Origin of the sequence: Secundilactobacillus odoratitofui DSM 19909 = JCM 15043 (assembly GCF_001434895.1) — a bacterium.
In the GTDB taxonomy this organism is placed as follows: Bacteria; Bacillota; Bacilli; order Lactobacillales; family Lactobacillaceae; genus Secundilactobacillus; species Secundilactobacillus odoratitofui.
Genome location: NZ_AZEE01000027.1, coordinates 300496 through 319135, shown reverse-complemented (window position 1 = coordinate 319135; position 18640 = coordinate 300496). Strand labels below are relative to the sequence as shown.

General features: G+C 42.2%; 18 protein-coding genes. 9 read left to right on the top strand and 9 right to left on the bottom strand.

Annotated elements, in window-relative coordinates; genetic code table 11:
* Positions 1-2: 2 nt before the first annotated feature.
* The gene (locus FD04_RS03780) at positions 3-485 is read right to left on the bottom strand and encodes a DUF6978 family protein (protein ID WP_054699243.1); all 483 of its coding nucleotides are present in this window, start codon (positions 483-485) and stop codon (positions 3-5) included.
* Between the two features lie 278 nt (positions 486-763).
* Here FD04_RS03780 and FD04_RS03775 point away from each other — a divergent pair, with 278 nt between their 5' ends.
* Positions 764-1645, top strand: coding sequence for a hypothetical protein (locus tag FD04_RS03775; RefSeq protein WP_054699245.1), 882 nt, complete (start codon positions 764-766; stop codon positions 1643-1645).
* 68 nt (positions 1646-1713) lie between these two features.
* On the opposite strand, the gene FD04_RS03770 is transcribed toward FD04_RS03775, so the two are convergent.
* Complete coding sequence (locus FD04_RS03770; protein ID WP_056947142.1) at positions 1714-2928, bottom strand: CAP domain-containing protein; 1215 nt, start codon at positions 2926-2928, stop codon at positions 1714-1716.
* A gap of 156 nt (positions 2929-3084) precedes the next feature.
* The gene (locus FD04_RS03765; RefSeq protein ID WP_056947138.1) at positions 3085-3447 is read right to left on the bottom strand and encodes a winged helix-turn-helix transcriptional regulator; all 363 of its coding nucleotides are present in this window, start codon (positions 3445-3447) and stop codon (positions 3085-3087) included.
* Between the two features lie 161 nt (positions 3448-3608).
* On the opposite strand from FD04_RS03765, the gene FD04_RS03760 reads away from it, so the two are divergent.
* From FD04_RS03760 to FD04_RS03750, 3 genes are all read left to right on the top strand, one after another.
* On the top strand, positions 3609-4784 hold the full coding sequence (locus FD04_RS03760) for an MFS transporter (RefSeq protein WP_056947135.1): 1176 nt from the start codon (positions 3609-3611) through the stop codon (positions 4782-4784).
* Between the two features lie 143 nt (positions 4785-4927).
* Positions 4928-6838: a coiled-coil domain-containing protein gene (locus tag FD04_RS03755; RefSeq protein WP_054699252.1), complete on the top strand. Its 1911-nt coding sequence runs from the start codon at positions 4928-4930 to the stop codon at positions 6836-6838.
* 350 nt (positions 6839-7188) lie between these two features.
* On the top strand, positions 7189-8409 hold the full coding sequence (locus FD04_RS03750; RefSeq protein ID WP_054699254.1) for a hypothetical protein: 1221 nt from the start codon (positions 7189-7191) through the stop codon (positions 8407-8409).
* Positions 8410-8781: 372 nt separating this feature from the next.
* Here FD04_RS03750 and FD04_RS03745 read toward each other — a convergent pair whose 3' ends face one another.
* The 4 genes from FD04_RS03745 to FD04_RS03730 form a co-directional block, all read right to left on the bottom strand.
* Positions 8782-9084, bottom strand: a complete 303-nt coding sequence (locus FD04_RS03745; RefSeq protein WP_054699257.1) for a hypothetical protein — start codon at positions 9082-9084, stop codon at positions 8782-8784.
* Positions 9085-9156: 72 nt separating this feature from the next.
* A complete protein-coding gene (locus FD04_RS03740) occupies positions 9157-9843 on the bottom strand; it encodes a hypothetical protein (RefSeq protein ID WP_056947131.1) in 687 nt (228 codons plus the stop codon).
* A gap of 10 nt (positions 9844-9853) precedes the next feature.
* Entirely contained in the window at positions 9854-10423 is a 570-nt protein-coding gene (locus FD04_RS03735; protein WP_056947128.1) for a hypothetical protein, read from the bottom strand.
* A 731-nt stretch (positions 10424-11154) separates the two neighbouring features.
* Positions 11155-11475 carry a hypothetical protein gene (locus tag FD04_RS03730; protein WP_056947125.1) on the bottom strand — a complete coding sequence of 107 codons (321 nt, stop codon included), beginning with the start codon at positions 11473-11475 and terminating at the stop codon, positions 11155-11157.
* Between the two features lie 1363 nt (positions 11476-12838).
* Here FD04_RS03730 and FD04_RS03720 point away from each other — a divergent pair.
* Together FD04_RS03720 and FD04_RS03715 are read left to right on the top strand one after the other, a co-directional pair.
* Positions 12839-13348, top strand: a complete 510-nt coding sequence (locus tag FD04_RS03720; protein ID WP_054699264.1) for a helix-turn-helix domain-containing protein — start codon at positions 12839-12841, stop codon at positions 13346-13348.
* A gap of 49 nt (positions 13349-13397) precedes the next feature.
* Positions 13398-14477 carry an SGNH/GDSL hydrolase family protein gene (locus FD04_RS03715; RefSeq protein ID WP_082603108.1) on the top strand — a complete coding sequence of 360 codons (1080 nt, stop codon included), beginning with the start codon at positions 13398-13400 and terminating at the stop codon, positions 14475-14477.
* Positions 14478-14551: 74 nt separating this feature from the next.
* On the opposite strand, the gene FD04_RS12430 is transcribed toward FD04_RS03715, so the two are convergent.
* Positions 14552-14779 (bottom strand): hypothetical protein, encoded by a 228-nt coding sequence (locus FD04_RS12430; protein WP_156660394.1) that lies wholly within the window; start codon positions 14777-14779, stop codon positions 14552-14554.
* A gap of 555 nt (positions 14780-15334) precedes the next feature.
* On the opposite strand from FD04_RS12430, the gene FD04_RS03710 reads away from it, so the two are divergent.
* The 3 genes from FD04_RS03710 (at position 15335) to FD04_RS03700 (ending at position 17626) form a co-directional block, all read left to right on the top strand.
* Complete coding sequence (locus FD04_RS03710; protein WP_056947117.1) at positions 15335-15595, top strand: helix-turn-helix domain-containing protein; 261 nt, start codon at positions 15335-15337, stop codon at positions 15593-15595.
* 106 nt (positions 15596-15701) lie between these two features.
* On the top strand, positions 15702-16856 hold the full coding sequence (locus FD04_RS03705) for a M57 family metalloprotease (RefSeq protein WP_054699269.1): 1155 nt from the start codon (positions 15702-15704) through the stop codon (positions 16854-16856).
* A gap of 494 nt (positions 16857-17350) precedes the next feature.
* A complete protein-coding gene (locus FD04_RS03700; protein WP_054699271.1) occupies positions 17351-17626 on the top strand; it encodes a hypothetical protein in 276 nt (91 codons plus the stop codon).
* 306 nt (positions 17627-17932) lie between these two features.
* Here FD04_RS03700 and FD04_RS03695 read toward each other — a convergent pair whose 3' ends face one another.
* Positions 17933-18391 carry a hypothetical protein gene (locus FD04_RS03695; RefSeq protein ID WP_056947114.1) on the bottom strand — a complete coding sequence of 153 codons (459 nt, stop codon included), beginning with the start codon at positions 18389-18391 and terminating at the stop codon, positions 17933-17935.
* Positions 18392-18640: the final 249 nt, after the last annotated feature.

Here is an 18640-nt window from a genome sequence, read left to right as displayed (position 1 = left end):
ATTTATATATCTAAATCAGAGGCAATAACAATATTTATTCTATTTTGCTTATGAACATTGGTATAGTCAAGCAACTCTTGCATGGCCTCAAGAAAATCATTAGTATCATTAAGACCATCATATGGAAAAGGGTAGGCTTTAATATGAGTAAACGAATCGTGCTTAGCTTCAAATTCTGCTACGGAGAAAACTTCTACACGATGACCGCGAACCTTACCATCAGAATTATTGTGGAACTTCGTGTCTAAATTGATACGAATGAGAGTATGATGGGTTTTAAGATCCATAAGATTGATATGGATATCATCAACATCATACATATAATCCACTTGAAAATATTGTGGAACATTTTCAACTCTTGTTGATTCTAATGTGAATTTACCACGATCACCATTTGACAGTGTTTTTGAGTGAGTATCAAGCACATTTTTCAAACAGTGGATGAGTGTGTGTGCCTGTTTATCAGTTAATTGGAGTTTGTCCATTTCAATATTAATGTCCTTACGGTATTTTTGTCTGAGAATGCGCTTTTATGATCTAGATATATTACACCTTAGTATGGCATCAAGGTCAAGAAAAAACTGTTATATCCGCCATACCTCCTACCTACCTGATTTAAAAGTGAAGTGCAACACCGAGTATGAATTTTAAGGTAATCCTTAAGACTCACTTAAATCTCACAAATCAACCCCCAACGCAACCAATCAAGTGTAAAATCAAAACTGATATAAAACTAATGTCGTTATCTAGGGGAGGAACCATTATGACAACCAGACTAACTAAGCAACTCGTTACCGTTGCGTTAGGGGCTACCTTTGGTTTACTTGGGTTGGCCAGCGTTAATACTACGGCGCACGCTGCTTCAATTGCGGCAATTGAAAAAGCCGACTACGTGAAGACCACTCGGGCAATGTATACGGGGCAGTACACTTACGTCAATGGTAAGAAGGGTCACAAGATCATTACGCCAAAAGGCACTATTTTGCGGACGGATGGCGTTGGCTCTGAGCGAACCAGCAGTGGTTCCATTAAATATTCCATCAATTTGAGTCGTGGTGATTTGCATTACAACAGCGAAAAGGGCATTTACGAAACCGGCAAGCCAATCAGCTTTAAGGCGAGTGATTACAAAGTCTACAAGTTGAAGATGGGCGTTCGGACCCACTTGTTACAGAGTGGTACTGGCTTCACTAATGATTCAACCAACGACTACAAGCCAATGTTCCATGTTACGTTAGACGGCTACGTGGAGTATTATAGTGCAGCCCGGCTGAAGCATTACAAGATCCAGGATCCTGATCAGTCAACGAACTTGTTTGATCTGCCAAATGGCAGTAACACATCCTACGCACCAGCGTTTATTAACCGAATCAAGCCAACTGCTTCTGTGAAGGTCTCAACCTTTAAGATTAAGGGCAACACGGCTTACCTGTATTACAAGAAACCAATTTACGGGTTAACTGAAAAGAAGGTTTCCAGTCGTTACTATCGTTTAACCATCAAGCAAACCGCAGCCAAGATCAGCAAGACTTGGACGCAGAAGTTTGCTTCAGGTGACGCCGATTATACGACTGCTAGTTGGGCACGCTACAGTGTCGGCGGACACAACTACTATGACATCTTGTCTGTAGAACGTGGCGACTAATTTCATTTTTTTTGCATTTTAAAAGGACCTATCTCAAAAATGAGGTAGGTCCTTTTTTATCAATTAGGTTAGTTCGTCACAGAACCAATCTTGAAGAGTTTAGTGGTGTAGCTATAACCAGCCGGTACACCAGCAAAGTTAGAAACTGAAATGGTGTAGGCGTGGTTAGCCTTGATCATTGAAGCTTTTGGTAGGTACGAGATTTCAGTGTCGAAGAGGCCATAGCCATCGTCGGATTGCACTGCTGCGACGGGCACGTTTTGTTTCGTTGTGGCATCCGTCACTTTGATGCTAACCTTCGAAGCATCGTAGCGACTTGGGACTGCTAATGACCAGAAAGTCCCAACTGACCATTCAGCAGGGAAAAGTCCACTGTTTGGATAAGCAACGGTCTTCGTAGCGTGGCCTAAACCGGAATCGATATCAAACACTTTGAGGTCATTGTATTCGCCGGCTTGGCCGACACCAACTTGGGTGATGCCACCCAGGATCCAGAGTCGGTGACCGGGCATTGTGTTACCACTATCATTGAGGTAGCCACTGATGGTGTTAAATGCGCCGGAGTAACCTTGCGCGATGTTACTTTGGCTAGTAGCTGCAGCCCCTTTAGACCAAGCTGCGTCACTCACAAAGCTTGGTTGGGTCAGGCCATCTAAGCCATGAGACAAGCCTTGGTTAGCAGCCGCCAGAGTTGCAGCACCATATTGAGCTGAAGCGTTCCATGAATCTGGTGCGGTGACGTTAGGTAGACCGTAGAAGCCACGGGCGAGGTTAATGGCTGCCAGTGTTTTATTGATGTAGGTACTGCTGAGTTTACCAACCGCAAACTTATTTTTGTAGACGGGCTTGCTGGCGTACATACCAGAAGTACTGTTACCAATTGACTTAGCCGTCTTTTGGTAACTGGTGATTTGTGCTTTTTCAGAACTATTGAAGATATTTGGCAGGGTGGCTGCTTTCTTGAGATAGCCGCGCCAGACCCAGCCAGTCTTTTTGCCAACTTTGAATTTGTAGTAGACAGTGGCCTTACCGTTCTTGGAGATATGAGCGGCGTAGTAACCCGTGACCTTACTCCCATAAGATTTAAGGGTACCCTTTTTATGCTTCAGGGTGGCACTCGTATACACGGTGGCTTTTGAATTTGTCACCGTGTAGCTAGCGTTCTTGATATCTTGATAGTAACGCACTTTCGTTTTGGCACTGGCTTGACTCGTGGTTGCCCCTAAGATTCCCACTGTCAGTAGCCCAGCGATTGCCAGTTTTGCCGTAAAATGATGTGTCATTTTAACATCCTCCCAGTAATAGGCGGTTTCCCAAACCGCTTAGTAAGTAATACTTCATCAGTATAACATGGTAAGGGTAGTTTATGCCTGATTTTTAGTACGCAAAAACAGCGAGTACCGTCCATTCGGGATAGTACTCGCTGTTTTAGTTAATCATTATAAAACTTCATCGCGGTGAATCAGTTCGATGGCTTCACCAGCCTCGCGACGACGGTCAATCGCCGCTTCACCCCAGGTGCAGAGTTGGTTCAAAATGCGGTTGAGGCTTTGGCCAGTTTCGGTCAGGCAGTACTCAACTTTAGGGGGCACTTGGTCGTAGACGTGGCGGTCAACGATGCCGTCCGCTTCCAACTCGCGCAACTGCTGTGTCAGCATTTTCTGGGTAATTTGGGGAATAGCTCGGCGTAACTCACTCGTTCGCATCGTGTGATTCCGCAAGTGACAGAGAATGATTGCTTTCCACTTACCGCCGATTACTTCCATCGTGGCTTCAACGCCAATGTTATAAGTTTTGGACATGAGATCTCCTTGATAGGTACTAAAAGGTTGGTATAGCACTTTTTAGTGCGTAATTGTTATTAAAGATGGTACTAGTATAATCATTCCTTGTCGGGAAAACAAGTTTAGGGTTGTGTCTGAAGATAAGACAAGACAACCGGTATTCGAGGAGGAATTGATACATGTTAAATGAACAACGACAAACAGCAACAGCCAACTGGACGTTACTCGCCTTAGCGCTGAGTGCCTTTGCGATTGGCTCTACAGAATTTATTAGCGTTGGGGTCATGCCACTGATTATCCAGGCCTTTCACGTAAGTTTAAGCACCGCTGGCTTAACCGTTTCGGTGTATGCGGCGGGCGTCATGGTTGGTGCGCCGGTACTGACGGCTTTGACTGGCCGGTTTGAGCGCAAGCACCTCTTGTTAGCGGTGATGATCACCTTTGTGTTAGGCAATGTGTTGACGGGGATTGCACCCACTTTTGGCCTGCTATTGGTTGGCCGAGTCGTAGCGGCATTTGCGCACGGCTTATTCATGTCAGTTGCCACGGTGATTGCTGCCAGCGTGGTACCAGCTAATCGACGGGCTTCGGCAATTGCAGCCATGTTTACCGGCCTGACAGTTGCGACGGTGACGGGTGTGCCACTGGGGACCTTTATTGGTCAATATGCCAGTTGGCGGATGTCATTTTTTGTGATTGCCATTATTGGGTTGATTGCGTTGGTCGCTAACCAGTTCTTGGTGCCAGCTAAGTTACCGAAACCAGCCGTTGGCAAGCGTGGTGGCATGTTGCGCATCTTGAAACAGCCGGCACTGATGTTGAGCCTGGTACTGACCGCGGTGGGTTACGGTGCGAGTTTTCCAGTTTACACTTATCTAACCACCATCTTAAAGCATAACGGGTGGTCGGCGAATACCATTGTGTTACTGCTCATTGGTTATGGTCTGATGGTCGCAATTGGTAATCTAGCTGGTGGTCGGCTTGCCAACGAAGCACCATTACGGGCGTTGGCCATCATGTTCGCTGCCTTAGGTGGTGTGATGATTTTACTGCTGTTTGGGATGATGACCCAGATTGTCGGGTTCATTTTAGTGCTGGCAATGGGCTTATTAGCCTTCATGAACGTACCAGGGTTACAACTGTATACACTGCAAATTGCCGAACAACGTCTGCCTGAAGACTTGCAGTTAGCGTCGTCGCTCAATATCTCCGCATTTAACATTGGTATTGTGATTGGATCATCGGTCGGTGGTCAGTTGGTAAGTCACGTTGGTTTGGCCATGACACCAATCGGTGGGATTGGGATGAGCATCGTTGCATTGCTGTTGATTGGCGTGATTTCAAAACAACGGTAAGGTATGGTCAAAGGTCGACTAGCTACAATCTGTTGCAGCTGAATGGGTTTTCTTTTTCCAAATGACGCCATTCGGGTCGCTTAATGGTAAAATATAACTATCTATTAAATCGATTATGACCGGATGCGGCAAGGAGGAACATCATGGGACTTCGTGATATGTTTCGAGGAAAATCAGAACAATCAGATACGACAGCGGCGTCACAACCTGCTTTAACTGAGGCAGAACGCGTCAAGCGTCAAGCAACTGAAAACAACGACCGCGTGCGGCCGGCTGCAACACCACAGTCAACTACGGCCACGGCGAACGAAGAAACAGCTGTTAACACCAATTCACCGATTGAGTCGGCTACCATTGCCAAGCAAAAGTTAGCGGCGGTCGCACAACAATATAACGACAGTCGTGAAGCCTTGCAAGATCTGTTGTTTGAACAACAAGATACGGTGCAGGAACGACTGGACCAGGCGGCTGAAAAGATTAAGACGACCCAAACTCAAATTGATGAGGCGAGTCAAGAAATGTCTGGCATCCAAGACCAGCTTGAAGATGCTGTTCAAAGTGCTTCTGCCAAGCTGGTTGCGCAACAGAAGACGCTCAATGATAAAATTGCCGCTAATCAAGAAACCGCTAAGGGCCTTGTGGCTAACGTGAATGAGCTCAGCCACGAGTTGACAGTGTTGAATCAGCGTCAACAGAAGTTAACGGAAGATGAAGATAGTATTTCGGCTAAGTTTGAAGCTGAGAAGGATCCAGCAGCGATTGTTGCTTTGGCAGATCAATATCGCCAGACTATTGATGATAATAAGGATGAACGGCTTAAGAACGCGCAGGTGATCGCTCAGGTTGAATCTAAACGCCAAGGACTTAAAGACCAACTTCAAAGTGTTCGGGATACGTTGACCACGGATCAAAAGACCGTGAGTGATATCAACGATGAGCTGGAAGACGTGATGGTTAAAATTGCGACTGCCGACGAGGAAAAGTCACATCGTTTAGACGAACTGTCTGATCAACTGGCCAGTCTTCAGCACGACCTTGCAGGCGCTGAAAATCGCCAGGACGAGCAACAGGCCCAACTTACTGAGATCAACCAAGACATCCATGATTGGCTGGGTGTGCCGGTGCCAGTGAAGGGCCTCATGTTGGATACGGATACTGAGATCATTTTGGACATGGATCAGCTCAGCGACCAACAGGTGGCTTTAATGAAGCGAGTCGTCTCATTGCTAGTTCAACGCGGCGTGAACCGAGTTGGCCTGTATACGAGCCAATTCACCCTGAACCTGAATGAACAAATTGCTAAGTGGACGACTGAACTCGCTGTCGATGGTGGCGTTGTGACGGTGCACAATCCACTGTATAACTTGCAACACCAGGGTGAATTAGGCGCTAAGTTCCAGTTACCAGAAGAAGTTACCAGTGATACATGGAATGAGAGCCACACTGAACGAACCCTGACCTTACCAGACGGCGAGTGGACGTTGAAGGTTCACTACTATGATTTGGGTGACCGAATTTCAACCATCGATTATTTCAAGGGTGACGAGATTTCTGAATCGAGCACGTTAACCACGTCAGGGCAACTAGCCGCTAACCGGTTCTACAACGCAGACGGCACCAAGGACCGTGATGAGTATTACCGCCAAAACGGTTTAGGTGTCTTGACCGTTCATTACGAACAGGATTCATTGTCTCAGATTGAATTACTAAGTCCGGTTGGCATGCAAGTCGCCACTTTTGACTCAATCGATGCCTTCACTAAGTGGTGGCTGGCTAACGATTTTAACTCAAAGGGCGTCTTAGTGGGCCCATTAGAAAACGCCGATTACCGCGAGTTAGTTTCAATGACGAAAGGGATGCCAGTTGCGCTGGTAACCGCAGACGTTGCAGCTTCAGATAAATTAAACGATTGGGCAGCCGAGATGACCCAGCAGCAGTACCTCGTTGCTGATTATGAGACTGAAATCAAACTGATTCATCGGTTACAAAAACCGTTGAATGTTAGTCTAATTGACCCGCATAATTTGCCGGTGATGTTAGGCGTGGTAGAGTGATAAAAAAAGCGTTTAGCACCCGGCCGTATAACGACACCAACCCCAGTGACCTGAACTTGGCCACTGGGGTTGGTGTCGTTATACGGCCGGGTGCTGCTTTTTTTATCACGTTTCGGCAATGCCGCCAGAGAGTACTCTGGATATTCAAGCTTACCGACAAGCGTTACATCACTTAAACCGACGAGTATTTCCACCATCATCCCTAAACCGTCCCACAATCGAACAATTCTATAACAATCTTTAAGATTCGATGTCATTCTGTCGATTGACGGAGTGAAGTGTTAGAATATGATTAAGCTAATCTAGGGGTTAGCAGGAGGCTACGGCCAGTAAAAAGGAGTGTAAGATAAATGAAATCAAGTTTAAAGAAGTCACTTTACTTTGGTTTAGCAGCTGTGTCTGTTTTGGCAGCTAGCAGCTTTGCTTCAACCACTGCAAGCGCAAAGACCTACGCAAAAGTTGCAACAAACTCAACGTTAACGACTGCACCAGAATCACGTAACGTTAAGGCTAACGGGACGAACGCCCTTTATACAAAGGCCGGTACTTTGAAGGGTGCTAAGTTGGTTGCTTCTAAGTCAACCATGTCAACCTTAGCTAACTCAAAGTCGTCAAAGAACTACTTCCGTGCTTACCAAGTTGCTACAACTAACCGTGGTTCAGTTTACTACAAGGTTGTTTCATTTGATGGCAAGTACCGTGGCTGGATCTACGGCGGTAAGTCAACCAGCGTCTTTGGCGGTGGGATTGCTTCTGCTAAGACCACAACGGATGCTAAATTACCAGATCAATTAACGGGTTACACCATTACCAACGTTAAGAAGAACACGTTGTGGAACAACCCACAATACACCCAATACAAGGCTTCTAAAGTTGACATGTCAGACTACAAAGACGGTGACACATTCACTGTTAGCGAAGCTGCCACTAAGACTCGTGAAGGCTCACTGTATTACAAGGTTACTGATGACAACAACGCCAAAGTTACTGGCTGGATCTACGCCGGCGGTTTAACTGCAGCTAAGACAAACAGTGTCAAGGTTAGCTACGTTGATTACTCGACCAACAAGAGCGTTGGCTCAATCTCAGTGCCATTTAGCACTTCAGATACTTCAACTAACTTAACGACTGGGACTAACTTCTCAGCTATCATCAAGGGTATCCCAACCGGCTACTCAGCTTACAACACTGATAGCAACAGTTCCGCTTCATTGAGTGCTACGACTGCTAAGAGTGGTGATACGGTTACCTTCTATGTTAAGAAGGGGACTTCGACTAATTTGACGCAGTCGATTAATGTTAACGTTGAAACAACCTCAGGTCAGGCAATTACATTGAGAGATGCTGATGCCAAAACGTTGACTGCCTCTGGTCAAAAGGCTGCTTTCCAAGTTACACCAGGCACTGCTGTAAGTAGCGAAGATGTTACAAATATTATCAAAGATGCTCAACTTGAAACGTTAGTTGCTGCTGATAAAACAGTTTACACTTTAACGAGTACACAGGGTAATACGACTACAACGGGAAGCAACGTTCAAGTTAATGTGACAGCTTACTACACTGCCAAATAAATAATTCACTTTTATAAAGTCATATCAAAGGAAGGCCAATTTAAAGGCCCTCTTTTTTTAATTGGGTGAAAATTTGTGTTAGAAATTATTTTTGTAAATTTGATTTTTCGGGTATTACTGCTAAGGTTAGTATTTATTCGAACTGCTGTGTTGATTGCTTATAATTTATTAATAGGGGAAATAACTATTACGTTGACAGAGTTAGTTAATGGGTCGGTTTTGATTTTTAAAGTATTCAAAAAGCAGGATTGAATTTTAAAGTCAATCCTGTTTTTTTCAATATTTAACTAATGAGATGTCGGCACAATTAATAAGCAATTTCAAACCACAGATTAATACTGGGATGACAATATCTGAAAAAATTCCAATAGTTTAAGGTAAATCCTCAGGGTTATAGTATGGTCCGACACTCCAAACAATGCCTTTTCGTTCCCCCTCGAACTCTGATACATAATTTCCCATATCGCTGAATGGTTTATTTAATTTATACATGATTTTATCTTGAGTTTTATATTTCACGGTAAAACGATAACTGAGTGAGTGTGGGAAACCGTTCAAATCATATGAAAAGACATACGAATATGCGCCGCCAAGTGGTGTACAGATAAAGAAATAACCCGCGAGAGTAATCAAAGTAATTATCGAAATCAAAAATAATTTCATTTTTTCCAACATTGTAATACCTCATATAAAACATATATCTTAATCCGTTTATCACCACCGCATTTCTACTTTCACCATAAAAACTCAATGGTTATCAATAAAATTCAATGCAAAATTTAAGTTATGGGACTTCTGAAGGTTGTTAAATGTGATTCGACTGATTCCACCGTCTTCGTTCGAATACTTTAAGAAGATGGCGCTTCTAGAGCTTATTTTTGCATTTTTAATCACTACGGCATACCTTTTTTGACCTAATGACTTTTTCAATGTAGCCATATCAATACAATCTAAGTCATTTTGTTGCGCCAAAGAATACTGACGAATAAGTTTACGTACCTTTGGATATGAATGATCATTCTTCCGATAGAAGTAAATAGGACCATCATTGTATAGATCATAAGATTTTGAATTAACACGCTTTTCAACCGCTGTCGCACTTATTGGATAGGGCGTTTCATGATAGCTTTGATAGTTTGGTGCATGTGTATACTGGTAAAAGCTGCCGAATAAAGTCACTAATAAGATACCAAAACCAATCCATGGTTTGGTACCTGCATCTTTACTGCGAAAATAGAACCATAGTAAGATACTTAGAATTAAACCAGCTACCAACAACCATAACATCAAAATAAAATGATGTAATCGGGCATCCGAATGATTCACCCATAGGTTAGACAGTTGGTAGTAATCAACTATTTTGATATACAATAATAGCCCAGTTACTAGACTGAGTACTACGGTGATGATGTCAAACTTTCTTTGTGTTTTCATTTATAGGCCTTTACTTTTCTTGAATAATTTTAAATTTAGTTTTAAAGACATTGATATAATCACCTAATTTAGCCTGCTGATACATATTTTTTGAGACTGCAAGTTTCCGGTGAACATCCTTAATGTTAACTACTAAAATGTATCTTAAGCGGTAATCAGACTTAATCCATTTTCCTGAATACCAAAAAGGACTAAAGATTTTCTCCGTATTTGTCTGCGCTAACAATCTAGAATAGTTGTTTAAATCAAGCGTTTGAACTGTTTCATTTTTCCCGATGGTTTCTACAATGCTCCCATCACCGCCTGTCTCAACGTACTTGGAATACTGCTTGCCATTCATCACAGGATACCCTCTATGATAGTTTGAAGGACCCAAAAAAGATGTTTGTTGTGGGACAACTCTGGTTAGGACTTTTTTATCAAAAACCATTCCTTGCATTGCACCGATGCCACTTTGATTAGCATCGTTATTTATTTTTTTAAACTTACAGCTGCTTAATAAGGAAACTGCAAAGATAACCAAAAGTGTGACACGGAATAAATTATTCCTAGAAATTTTTTTGATTAAACTGTTATTCATTCTTCGTGTGATATGGTCCTACCTTCCCAATTGTTCTAAGACGCGTTCCCTTAAAAACAGGGTCGTTCCACGCATACATCAAATAGTTTATTCAATTATGATGGGCCTTCGTGTCCGAGAAGCAAATTTTTTATTTGTTAATTCTCCTCTAATCTCGGCATCCTTTGCAGGATTATACGTAGTTAGGATAGCACACCTGCTATGGCTTACAAAGCCCATTGGTTAAGCACTCCCCAATGTTTACGGGCTTTATATGCAAACTAACGTGCTCCAATTATTGTTGTAATAGACTTATCAAATTGATGAAACTTTTTTTGAATTTACGTCAATAGATTTTAATGAATACACACAAGTCCGGTAATTTTTGATTAAAATACTGTACGAAATATTCGGTGTTTGCTGAATAAATATGTACATTGGGGGAAGGGTAATGTGAAGCGCATAGATTTATTATGATCATTTTGCTGTTTTTCAGTTTGAACTTAGTCCTTGTTAAGCCGTTTTGGTACAAATGGAATCGAAGGGATAGTAGTTTACATATTGTCTAGGTAGAGAATGTAACCAACCTTTGGGTAGATGCTAATGAAGTAATTCTGTTAAACTTAGATTCTAATAATGATTATTACCTGTATCATTAAAAAAAACGTTTCAAGACACGAGGTCCTTGAAACGTCTACTATTGATACTAATGCACCTTCATTAATTAATCATTGAAACGATTGTCCGAATTATTAAGGCATGTATTCCGCCAATGGTTTTGCAATGATTTTTCCTTTAAAAGTATACGCTTCGTAATCTGTGATATTTGATGCCAAATCGTAGTCCATATAATTGTACTTTCCAATAGAATAAATTTTGGCGCCCTTTTTTGGTAACGACAATGATTCGTTTGCGCTTTTAATAGTCGGCTCACAAAAAACTGAGCCAATTACTTGACCGTGCATTAGCAAATTAAATCTAATTGCATTTTTATTGGAAAATGGTAACCAACGTAGACTGAGCCCTAGTAAACAAATTAATACAATTATCAGTACTGCTTTTATTTTTTTCATTTTCTCACCTTTAATGAATCTAACATATTCGAGGACTCTTTAAAAAATTAGCCCAAAGATCGGAAAAAATAATAAGCTTTCTAAATATATCTCATATAAATCAGTTAGTAAGTTGATGTTTAAGTAAGCTGATCCAAACAACACCAATATTGCTGAATATAAAGAGTAAAGTGTCATATCCGGCAATTAAATCTGTAAAGAAGAAATCGATAATTAAGTACAATATGCTGACAACTATCGAAAATACCCAAATCATGATGGGAATATTACGCTTAACAAATAATAATAAAACGCATGCCTGCAATACCATACAAATAGAAAAGATAAAACTTAACCAGGCAAAAACAATGAAGGTTATAGGGTGGTTTCCCATCCCCATTAGCCCGAAGTATTGAACAAATAGATTAATAAACCAATTTAATCCTGCAGATAGTTGAAGTACAAATAAAAATATCTGAAATAGATATATTAAGGCATACTTGTTTACCAATCTGTTTAACAAAATTATCACCTCAATATTTATTTATTCTGTATAAGTCCTTAGGTTGTATGATCCAGAAAAGTCCTTAACTAGGTTATGTGGATTGATATAATGCCAGATATAATGATGAGCTTTAAATTTAAAATGGTGTACTGATTGTATTGAATCAAATGAGATGTAATTTGGTACTGAGAATTATGTCGTGCATAGTGTTGAAGAAAACCTTTTTTCTCAAACTTGATCAGCGTGCTCCACGTGATCCAAAGTGTGAATAATCTTTCCAGAAGGAAGAGCTTCACCGTTGTAACTGACCCATACACCTTCCGATTGATTTAAATTTCAGCATTGGATGCCATACATTATTAGTATATCACCAGTTTTTATGTGATAACCTCCACGGGCACACCATTTCGAATATGCAAACCTATTTATACTTGTTGAACTACCCAAACCAGTTGTTGACTTTGAATCAGCTTCACCCAAATCACTAGGGACTTCATAGCATATCTAATGCCGTGAATTGTTCAAAGGAATTACCAAGACGGTCTTTTAACCATTTTAAATAGTCCAGAAACATTGTATCTTTACAAAAGAGGGCCAATTTAATGGCCTCTTTTTGTGAGCTTTTATGGTCGCCTAATTCGTAGTTATGATTAAACCGTTGTTCTGGAGGTTACTAATCATACTACTCAAAGAAGCGAATGTAGTTAATTCATTGTGAAAGATGGTTAACCATGTTAAGCTTTTGTTTCTATATAGAAACAAAAAACTGATTTTTCACACCCTTTATCAAGCATGACTGAAAGAATTTAAGCCGATTTAAAAATGGATCATTACTGATACTTGGTATCACTATCGTTTTAAATAATGGGAGGCTCTCAAATGACTAAATTAATTGGGCAAACGACTTATTTCGATCACTTTGCGAATCAAGAAGAACAATTTAACGTGATTGAAACTGTAGAGAAAGTCACTATCAATGGCGTAACATTTTTAGCACATCATCGTAATTGGTTGCCCGTAGTAATTGATTTGAATGAAGTTGATGAATACCTTGAGCCACTCGATAATCCGGACTACAATACTCAGATCGATTTTCAATTATTCCGTGAAATATGTGGCTTTTTAACTGCGGCGGAGGTGAAAGCGAATCGAATTGAGCTTGGTTTATCATTGCGTCAAACCGCTGCCCTGTTAAGTATGGGGTATGGGACGCTTTCCGCAATTGAAAATAATCAAATTCTTCAATCTTATGACCAGGAACTTAAACTACGATTGATGGAGAATTATGAAACGGTTCAAGCTGTATTTCATCAACATCGAAGGTTGATTGAGCAAAAGCTTAAGCATCAACATGGTGAGTTTGAACGATTGGCTCAAAAATTAAGTTAGTAAGGCGCCGCTACCTACTACGTACAACATATGTTACTATTATCAAAGTATGTTCAAAGTAGGGGAGTGGATTAAAATTTTTAAGCAACGTCGGATTTGGCAGTTTGTGGTCGCATTGAGTTTAGCAGTTGGAGTTGTTGGCATGGTACCTGTGATTGGACAAGCAAAGACGAAGCAAACGGTTAAAGTGGTGAGCACTCAGACGGCTCAACCACACGCATATGCGCTGAAGACTCGCGCGGTCGCGTACAAGAATCAGAACTTAACCAGTAAAGTAACCTTGACGAAAGCAAATCATAAAGCCGCTTGGTATCGGGATCAACTGGCTGATATTAAAGTGAACGGCAAGAAGACCCGGTTTTATCACGTGACTAGTATTACCGGACAGAAGTCATTTTGGATTGAGACGTGTGATCTGCAAGCTATTTATTCATCACAGTTCCACCCTAAGTACCAATTGCCCGCAGCATATACTGGTAAAATTGCGGTATTAGGCGATAGTATTCCGGCTGGTTGGGATGGTGTCAGACTTAACCATGGCAACAGTTACTTTGATTGGTTCGGCCAGTATGTCCACATGAATCATAAGCGTCTGCACAACTATGCGATTCCGGATGCTAAAATTGTCGGTCATCGCTACATCACCTATAATTCAGGAATCGAACATGGTCAGGACTTATCGACGCAGATTCTGCAGCATAAGGCGCAACTGAAAAAGATGAACTACATTTATGTGGCAATTGGGACTAACGACTATACGAAAGCATCTGGCTCCGGTAGTCTAACCAATATTGGCGGTAAATTAACCACCTACCTGAAATACCTTAAGAAGTTGAATCCCAAGGCGAAAGTGATTGGTATTTTACCGTTAACACGCTACACGATGAAGAGCAACGTTAACTGTGATACGTTTTCGAATGATCGTGGCTTCACGCTCAAACAAGAACGCGATTACCTCAAGAAGGTGTACCACAAGCAACACGTGAAGGTGGTTGACTTCCAGCAACTCGCACCAAGTATTATTACGGATCAAAACCACGCGACAACACTGAACGACGGCTACCTACACCCAACGGTTCAAACGAATCAACGGTTAGGATTAGCATTAGCTCAGACGTTTACGAATTAATTGACTTAAATTTTGAAAGGACCACCTCATCTAGCAATGATTGCTAATGAGGTGGTCCTTTACGTTAACCGTTTTTAATGGTTGTACTGACGATGCTTTTTCCGCGCATTTAAACAAATAATGAGAATCGTACAGAAACAATCAAGAAACCACGCGATGCCACTTATGATCAGTAGCCACCAAATATGGGTGAACCAACTTAGAATGACAAATGGGAAGGTAATGGTTTCGAGGCGAATCAGATAGGTATTCCAAATATCGTAAGGATGCACAAAAATGTTGGTTGAATTATGCCACCACATAGGTAAAACCTCCGTTTGAGTTTGAATGGTTCAATTATAGAATAAAACAGAATTTTGCACTAGAAACGCTTCGTTACCTATGTCTTGATAATGGTCGCGATAAGTTTACATTGGCCGGTGCGACAGTATTTTGAGAGTGTTGAATTACCGAGGACATGTTGTTTGATTGGCCATATAGGTTATATTAATTTCAGAAATGATATGCTTAAAATTCGCGAAAAGGTCTATGCCGTTAACCATTTAACACAATAAAAGAAGTGCCAAAAAAGTCGTCAGTGAAGGGACAGTTCACTGACGACCATATGGCTGTCAAACGCTTAGAAAGCGGCTAACATAGGACATAATTAGGAATGTTTTAGGATCATCCGATTGGAATTCGTCAATCGAATATCTATAGGTTATCATAGTTTATTTTCAATTTCAAGAACATATGTTCGATTTCTGAAATTTGATTTCCTTTGTAGAATAATTTTGTCAAACGGGCGTGCCGGTAACGTGCAGCGGTCGCCAATGACATGTTGCCGAAACTAGTTACATCACAAAGGAGCCGTTATTTTGAGAAAGAAAACTAACATTTTTGAGAAGCCGGGGTTCGCGAAGAAGTTTCACCAAAGTAGTATTCGATACAAGTATGCGGTGGAAATTCAAAAACTACGTGTGGAGGCGGGACTGACGCAGATTCAACTTGGCGAGATGATCAAAGTGCCACAGTCATCGATTGCCAGGTGGGAAAATGGCGGTACGAACATCACGGTTGAAACGCTGGAAAAAATTGGCCGGGCAGTTAACAAAGAACTAAAGATTGAGTTTCTCTAATCTTTATTGCATTCAGGGCGAACAAACGTACCGGTTATGTTAAAATGATGCTATAACAAATTGGTATCGAATACGGTACGCGCGTTTTTAAGGGGGCCCAATCAGTATGAAAAAGCTTGGAATCATCGTCGTGGCAGCATTGTCGTTTGGTGCAGCGTTAATTGCTCAGCCAGTGATGTCGACACCGACTGCGCAGGCGAAGACCAAGGTGTCAGTGGTATGGAAGAAGTCGATGGGTAAGCACAGCTATCAGGTCAATGCATCGAAGGCAAAGGGTGCGTATGCTTATACCAGTAAGTTGGGTAAGAAAGTCTTTAAGCTTTCTAATTACCCGAATACCACGTTTTATACTAAGGGTCACGAGGCGCTGAAGATTGGTAAATCAACGCGAATCTACTATTATATTCAATCTGCCAATGGTAAGAAGGCCGGATGGGTTTGGCGTGGCTACTTAACGACGCCAATTATGTCGCAAAGCGCGTTGACTAAGCTGATCAATTCAAGCACTGACTTGGACCCATCAGCAACGTTGCTTAAGCAATCGAGTGCCTTTTATAGCAAGTACCGGGCTATTTTACGAAAAAACTACAACATGACGGGCGCATTGACCAGTTTTACGAATCATCAGACGCGGGTCTATGTCTCTAACGCCGGCTTGAAGAGCTACGTTACTAAGGCGATGAGCGTTTGGAACAAAGCCCTTGGCAAGAAAGTCTTCATTGCCGGGACTGCCAGCAAGCATGATTTAGTGGTTTCGTCGAAGGCTTCCAACGACTGGGACGGTCTCAATGATGGGACGCACCTCTACTTGAGTTCAACGGCGCTAAAGGACGCATCTTATGTCAACAGCGTGGCTGATACGCCTGAGATTCGGGACCTGTATAACCAGTACGAAGACGTTGCGCAAGCCTATAAGAGCGCTAAGGCGGGTTCTAGTGAAAAGGCCAGTTACCTGACGAAGGGCCATGACTTATACACCAAGTTGATTGCTGCGCAAAAAGCTGCGGCACCAACTGCCACCAATTACTGGGAAAGTGTCTTGGTCCACGAATTGGGCCATTCACTGGGCCTTGACCATACGCCATATCTGACGGATATCATGTACGCCGAAACCAGTGACGACGGCTTTAGCAGTAGCGTCAATGGCAAGTACAGTTGGACCTCACCAAAGGATCCAACCCAATCGAGAAGAGAAACCCCAAGCCTATCAACACGAGATGTTGATCGTGCCAAGTTAGCACAAAAGCTGGGGTACTGGTAAAAAGTAAATGAGCGCAAAATAAAGCGGTTAGCGACCGGTGTATAAGGGCCTCAGACCATAAATCCCGAACTTGGATTTATGGTCTGAGGCCCTTATATGCAGGTCGCTGCTTTATTTTGCGCGTTACGGCTAGAGAATAGGGAGAAAGTGCTATAAATCCCGAATTTAGATTTATGGCCTGAGGTACTTATATGCAGGTCGCTGCTTTATTTTGCGCGTTACGGCTAGATAGTAGGGGTGAAGTGGCTATGGTGAGTTGGTTTATGGCAGCATAGCTGAAACGTGAGCCAAGCGGCAAGCCCCGGCCGTATAAGCAGGCCACACCAAGCAGGCAAGAGCGGCCTACTCGGTGTGGCCTGCTTATACTCTGGGACTTAAACGCCGCTTGTCCCACTCTGTACCTTTACCCAACCTTTACACCACCTTTACGCAAACTAAAAACGCAGGGTGTATACCTTAACTAGAAGCTGAAGATGACTAGTGGAGGTGGTCCAATGACTGGGTTAAAGCTGTTGATGGTTGGATTTTTGTTAGTCGTGATGTGTCAGCCAGTCACCGCTGAGGCTTCGACGACTGACCAAGTAGTTGCAACACAGCGGGTAATCAGAATACCAAACCGAAGTGCTAAGATTCAGGTTGGCGAGCAGGACAATCCGATTCGCTTTTTCCAGACAAAGCGACCGGCGGACCGACAAGCCACCGTCGTAGGACTATCGGTTTTAATTCTAATTGGCGGCATCGCAAGCTGGGTGAGAAGAAGGTTTTATTAGATAGAGCGCAAAACGAAACGGGTTGAAAGCGTAGTGTAAGGGGCTCCTAGAATAAATCCCGAACTTGGATTTATACTAGGAGCCCCTTACGCGCAGCTTTCAGTTTCGAGGCGCGCGTTTTGGTAAAGTAAAAGTAAGCCAATAAACTTAAAACACAGCCTCTCAAGGCTACCGTAATCAATATTTACCACTAAAACAAACGTCCTCCCAGTAACACACGCAAGCATGTGCGCTCCTAGGGGGACGTTTTGTGACTGTTATATGTTTGGAAACAGATTAAGTAATGCTTGAACCACTGACTGAGGCCTAACCAGAAACTAGCCATTTGATTAAACGGCTAAATCCGGTTGGACGGTCAGCAGGGTCAATCTTGGCTACCACCAACGTAATCGCACTACCTAAGCGAACGTTGCGCAGCGTCTTGATGTTTTTGAGATCAGTTTGGTCAAACTGATAATCGAGTGGAATGTGATTGTTGATGCCACTATTTGGTTCAATAATGTCGCTGTTGAAAATATCAGTGACGTCCGTGTCGCGTCCCTGTGAATGACTGGTTGACCAGTAGTAGGTCTTCAATAGTCGGCCACGATGGGTGACAAAACTAACTTTCACGTGATTGGCAAGCATCTTCTGTGTATGGGGCATGAGTTGCTTGGATTGCAGATTACCTTGACGTGTGAAAAGTGAAATGCCGAAAACACCGATGAGACAACAGATAATGACAATCGCAACAGTATGGTGCTTTTTGGTTAAGTGGGGCGACACAGCGCACCTCCTTTTTAACCTTTCTCTCTTATTAATAATAAGTATGCCAAATAAATATCGCGATTCTAAGAGGTTTTTATGAAGAAATTGTGAATGGGAACGATTATTTTGGCCTTTTTGTGAAAAATAATGAGGATTATTATCGTAGCAACACATAAATATTATTTAAATCAATTTAAAAGAAAATGGCACAGTTTTCCGTAAGGGTGAAATGCTTACTCTTTTTATTTCAAGTGTCCTTTTTTCTTG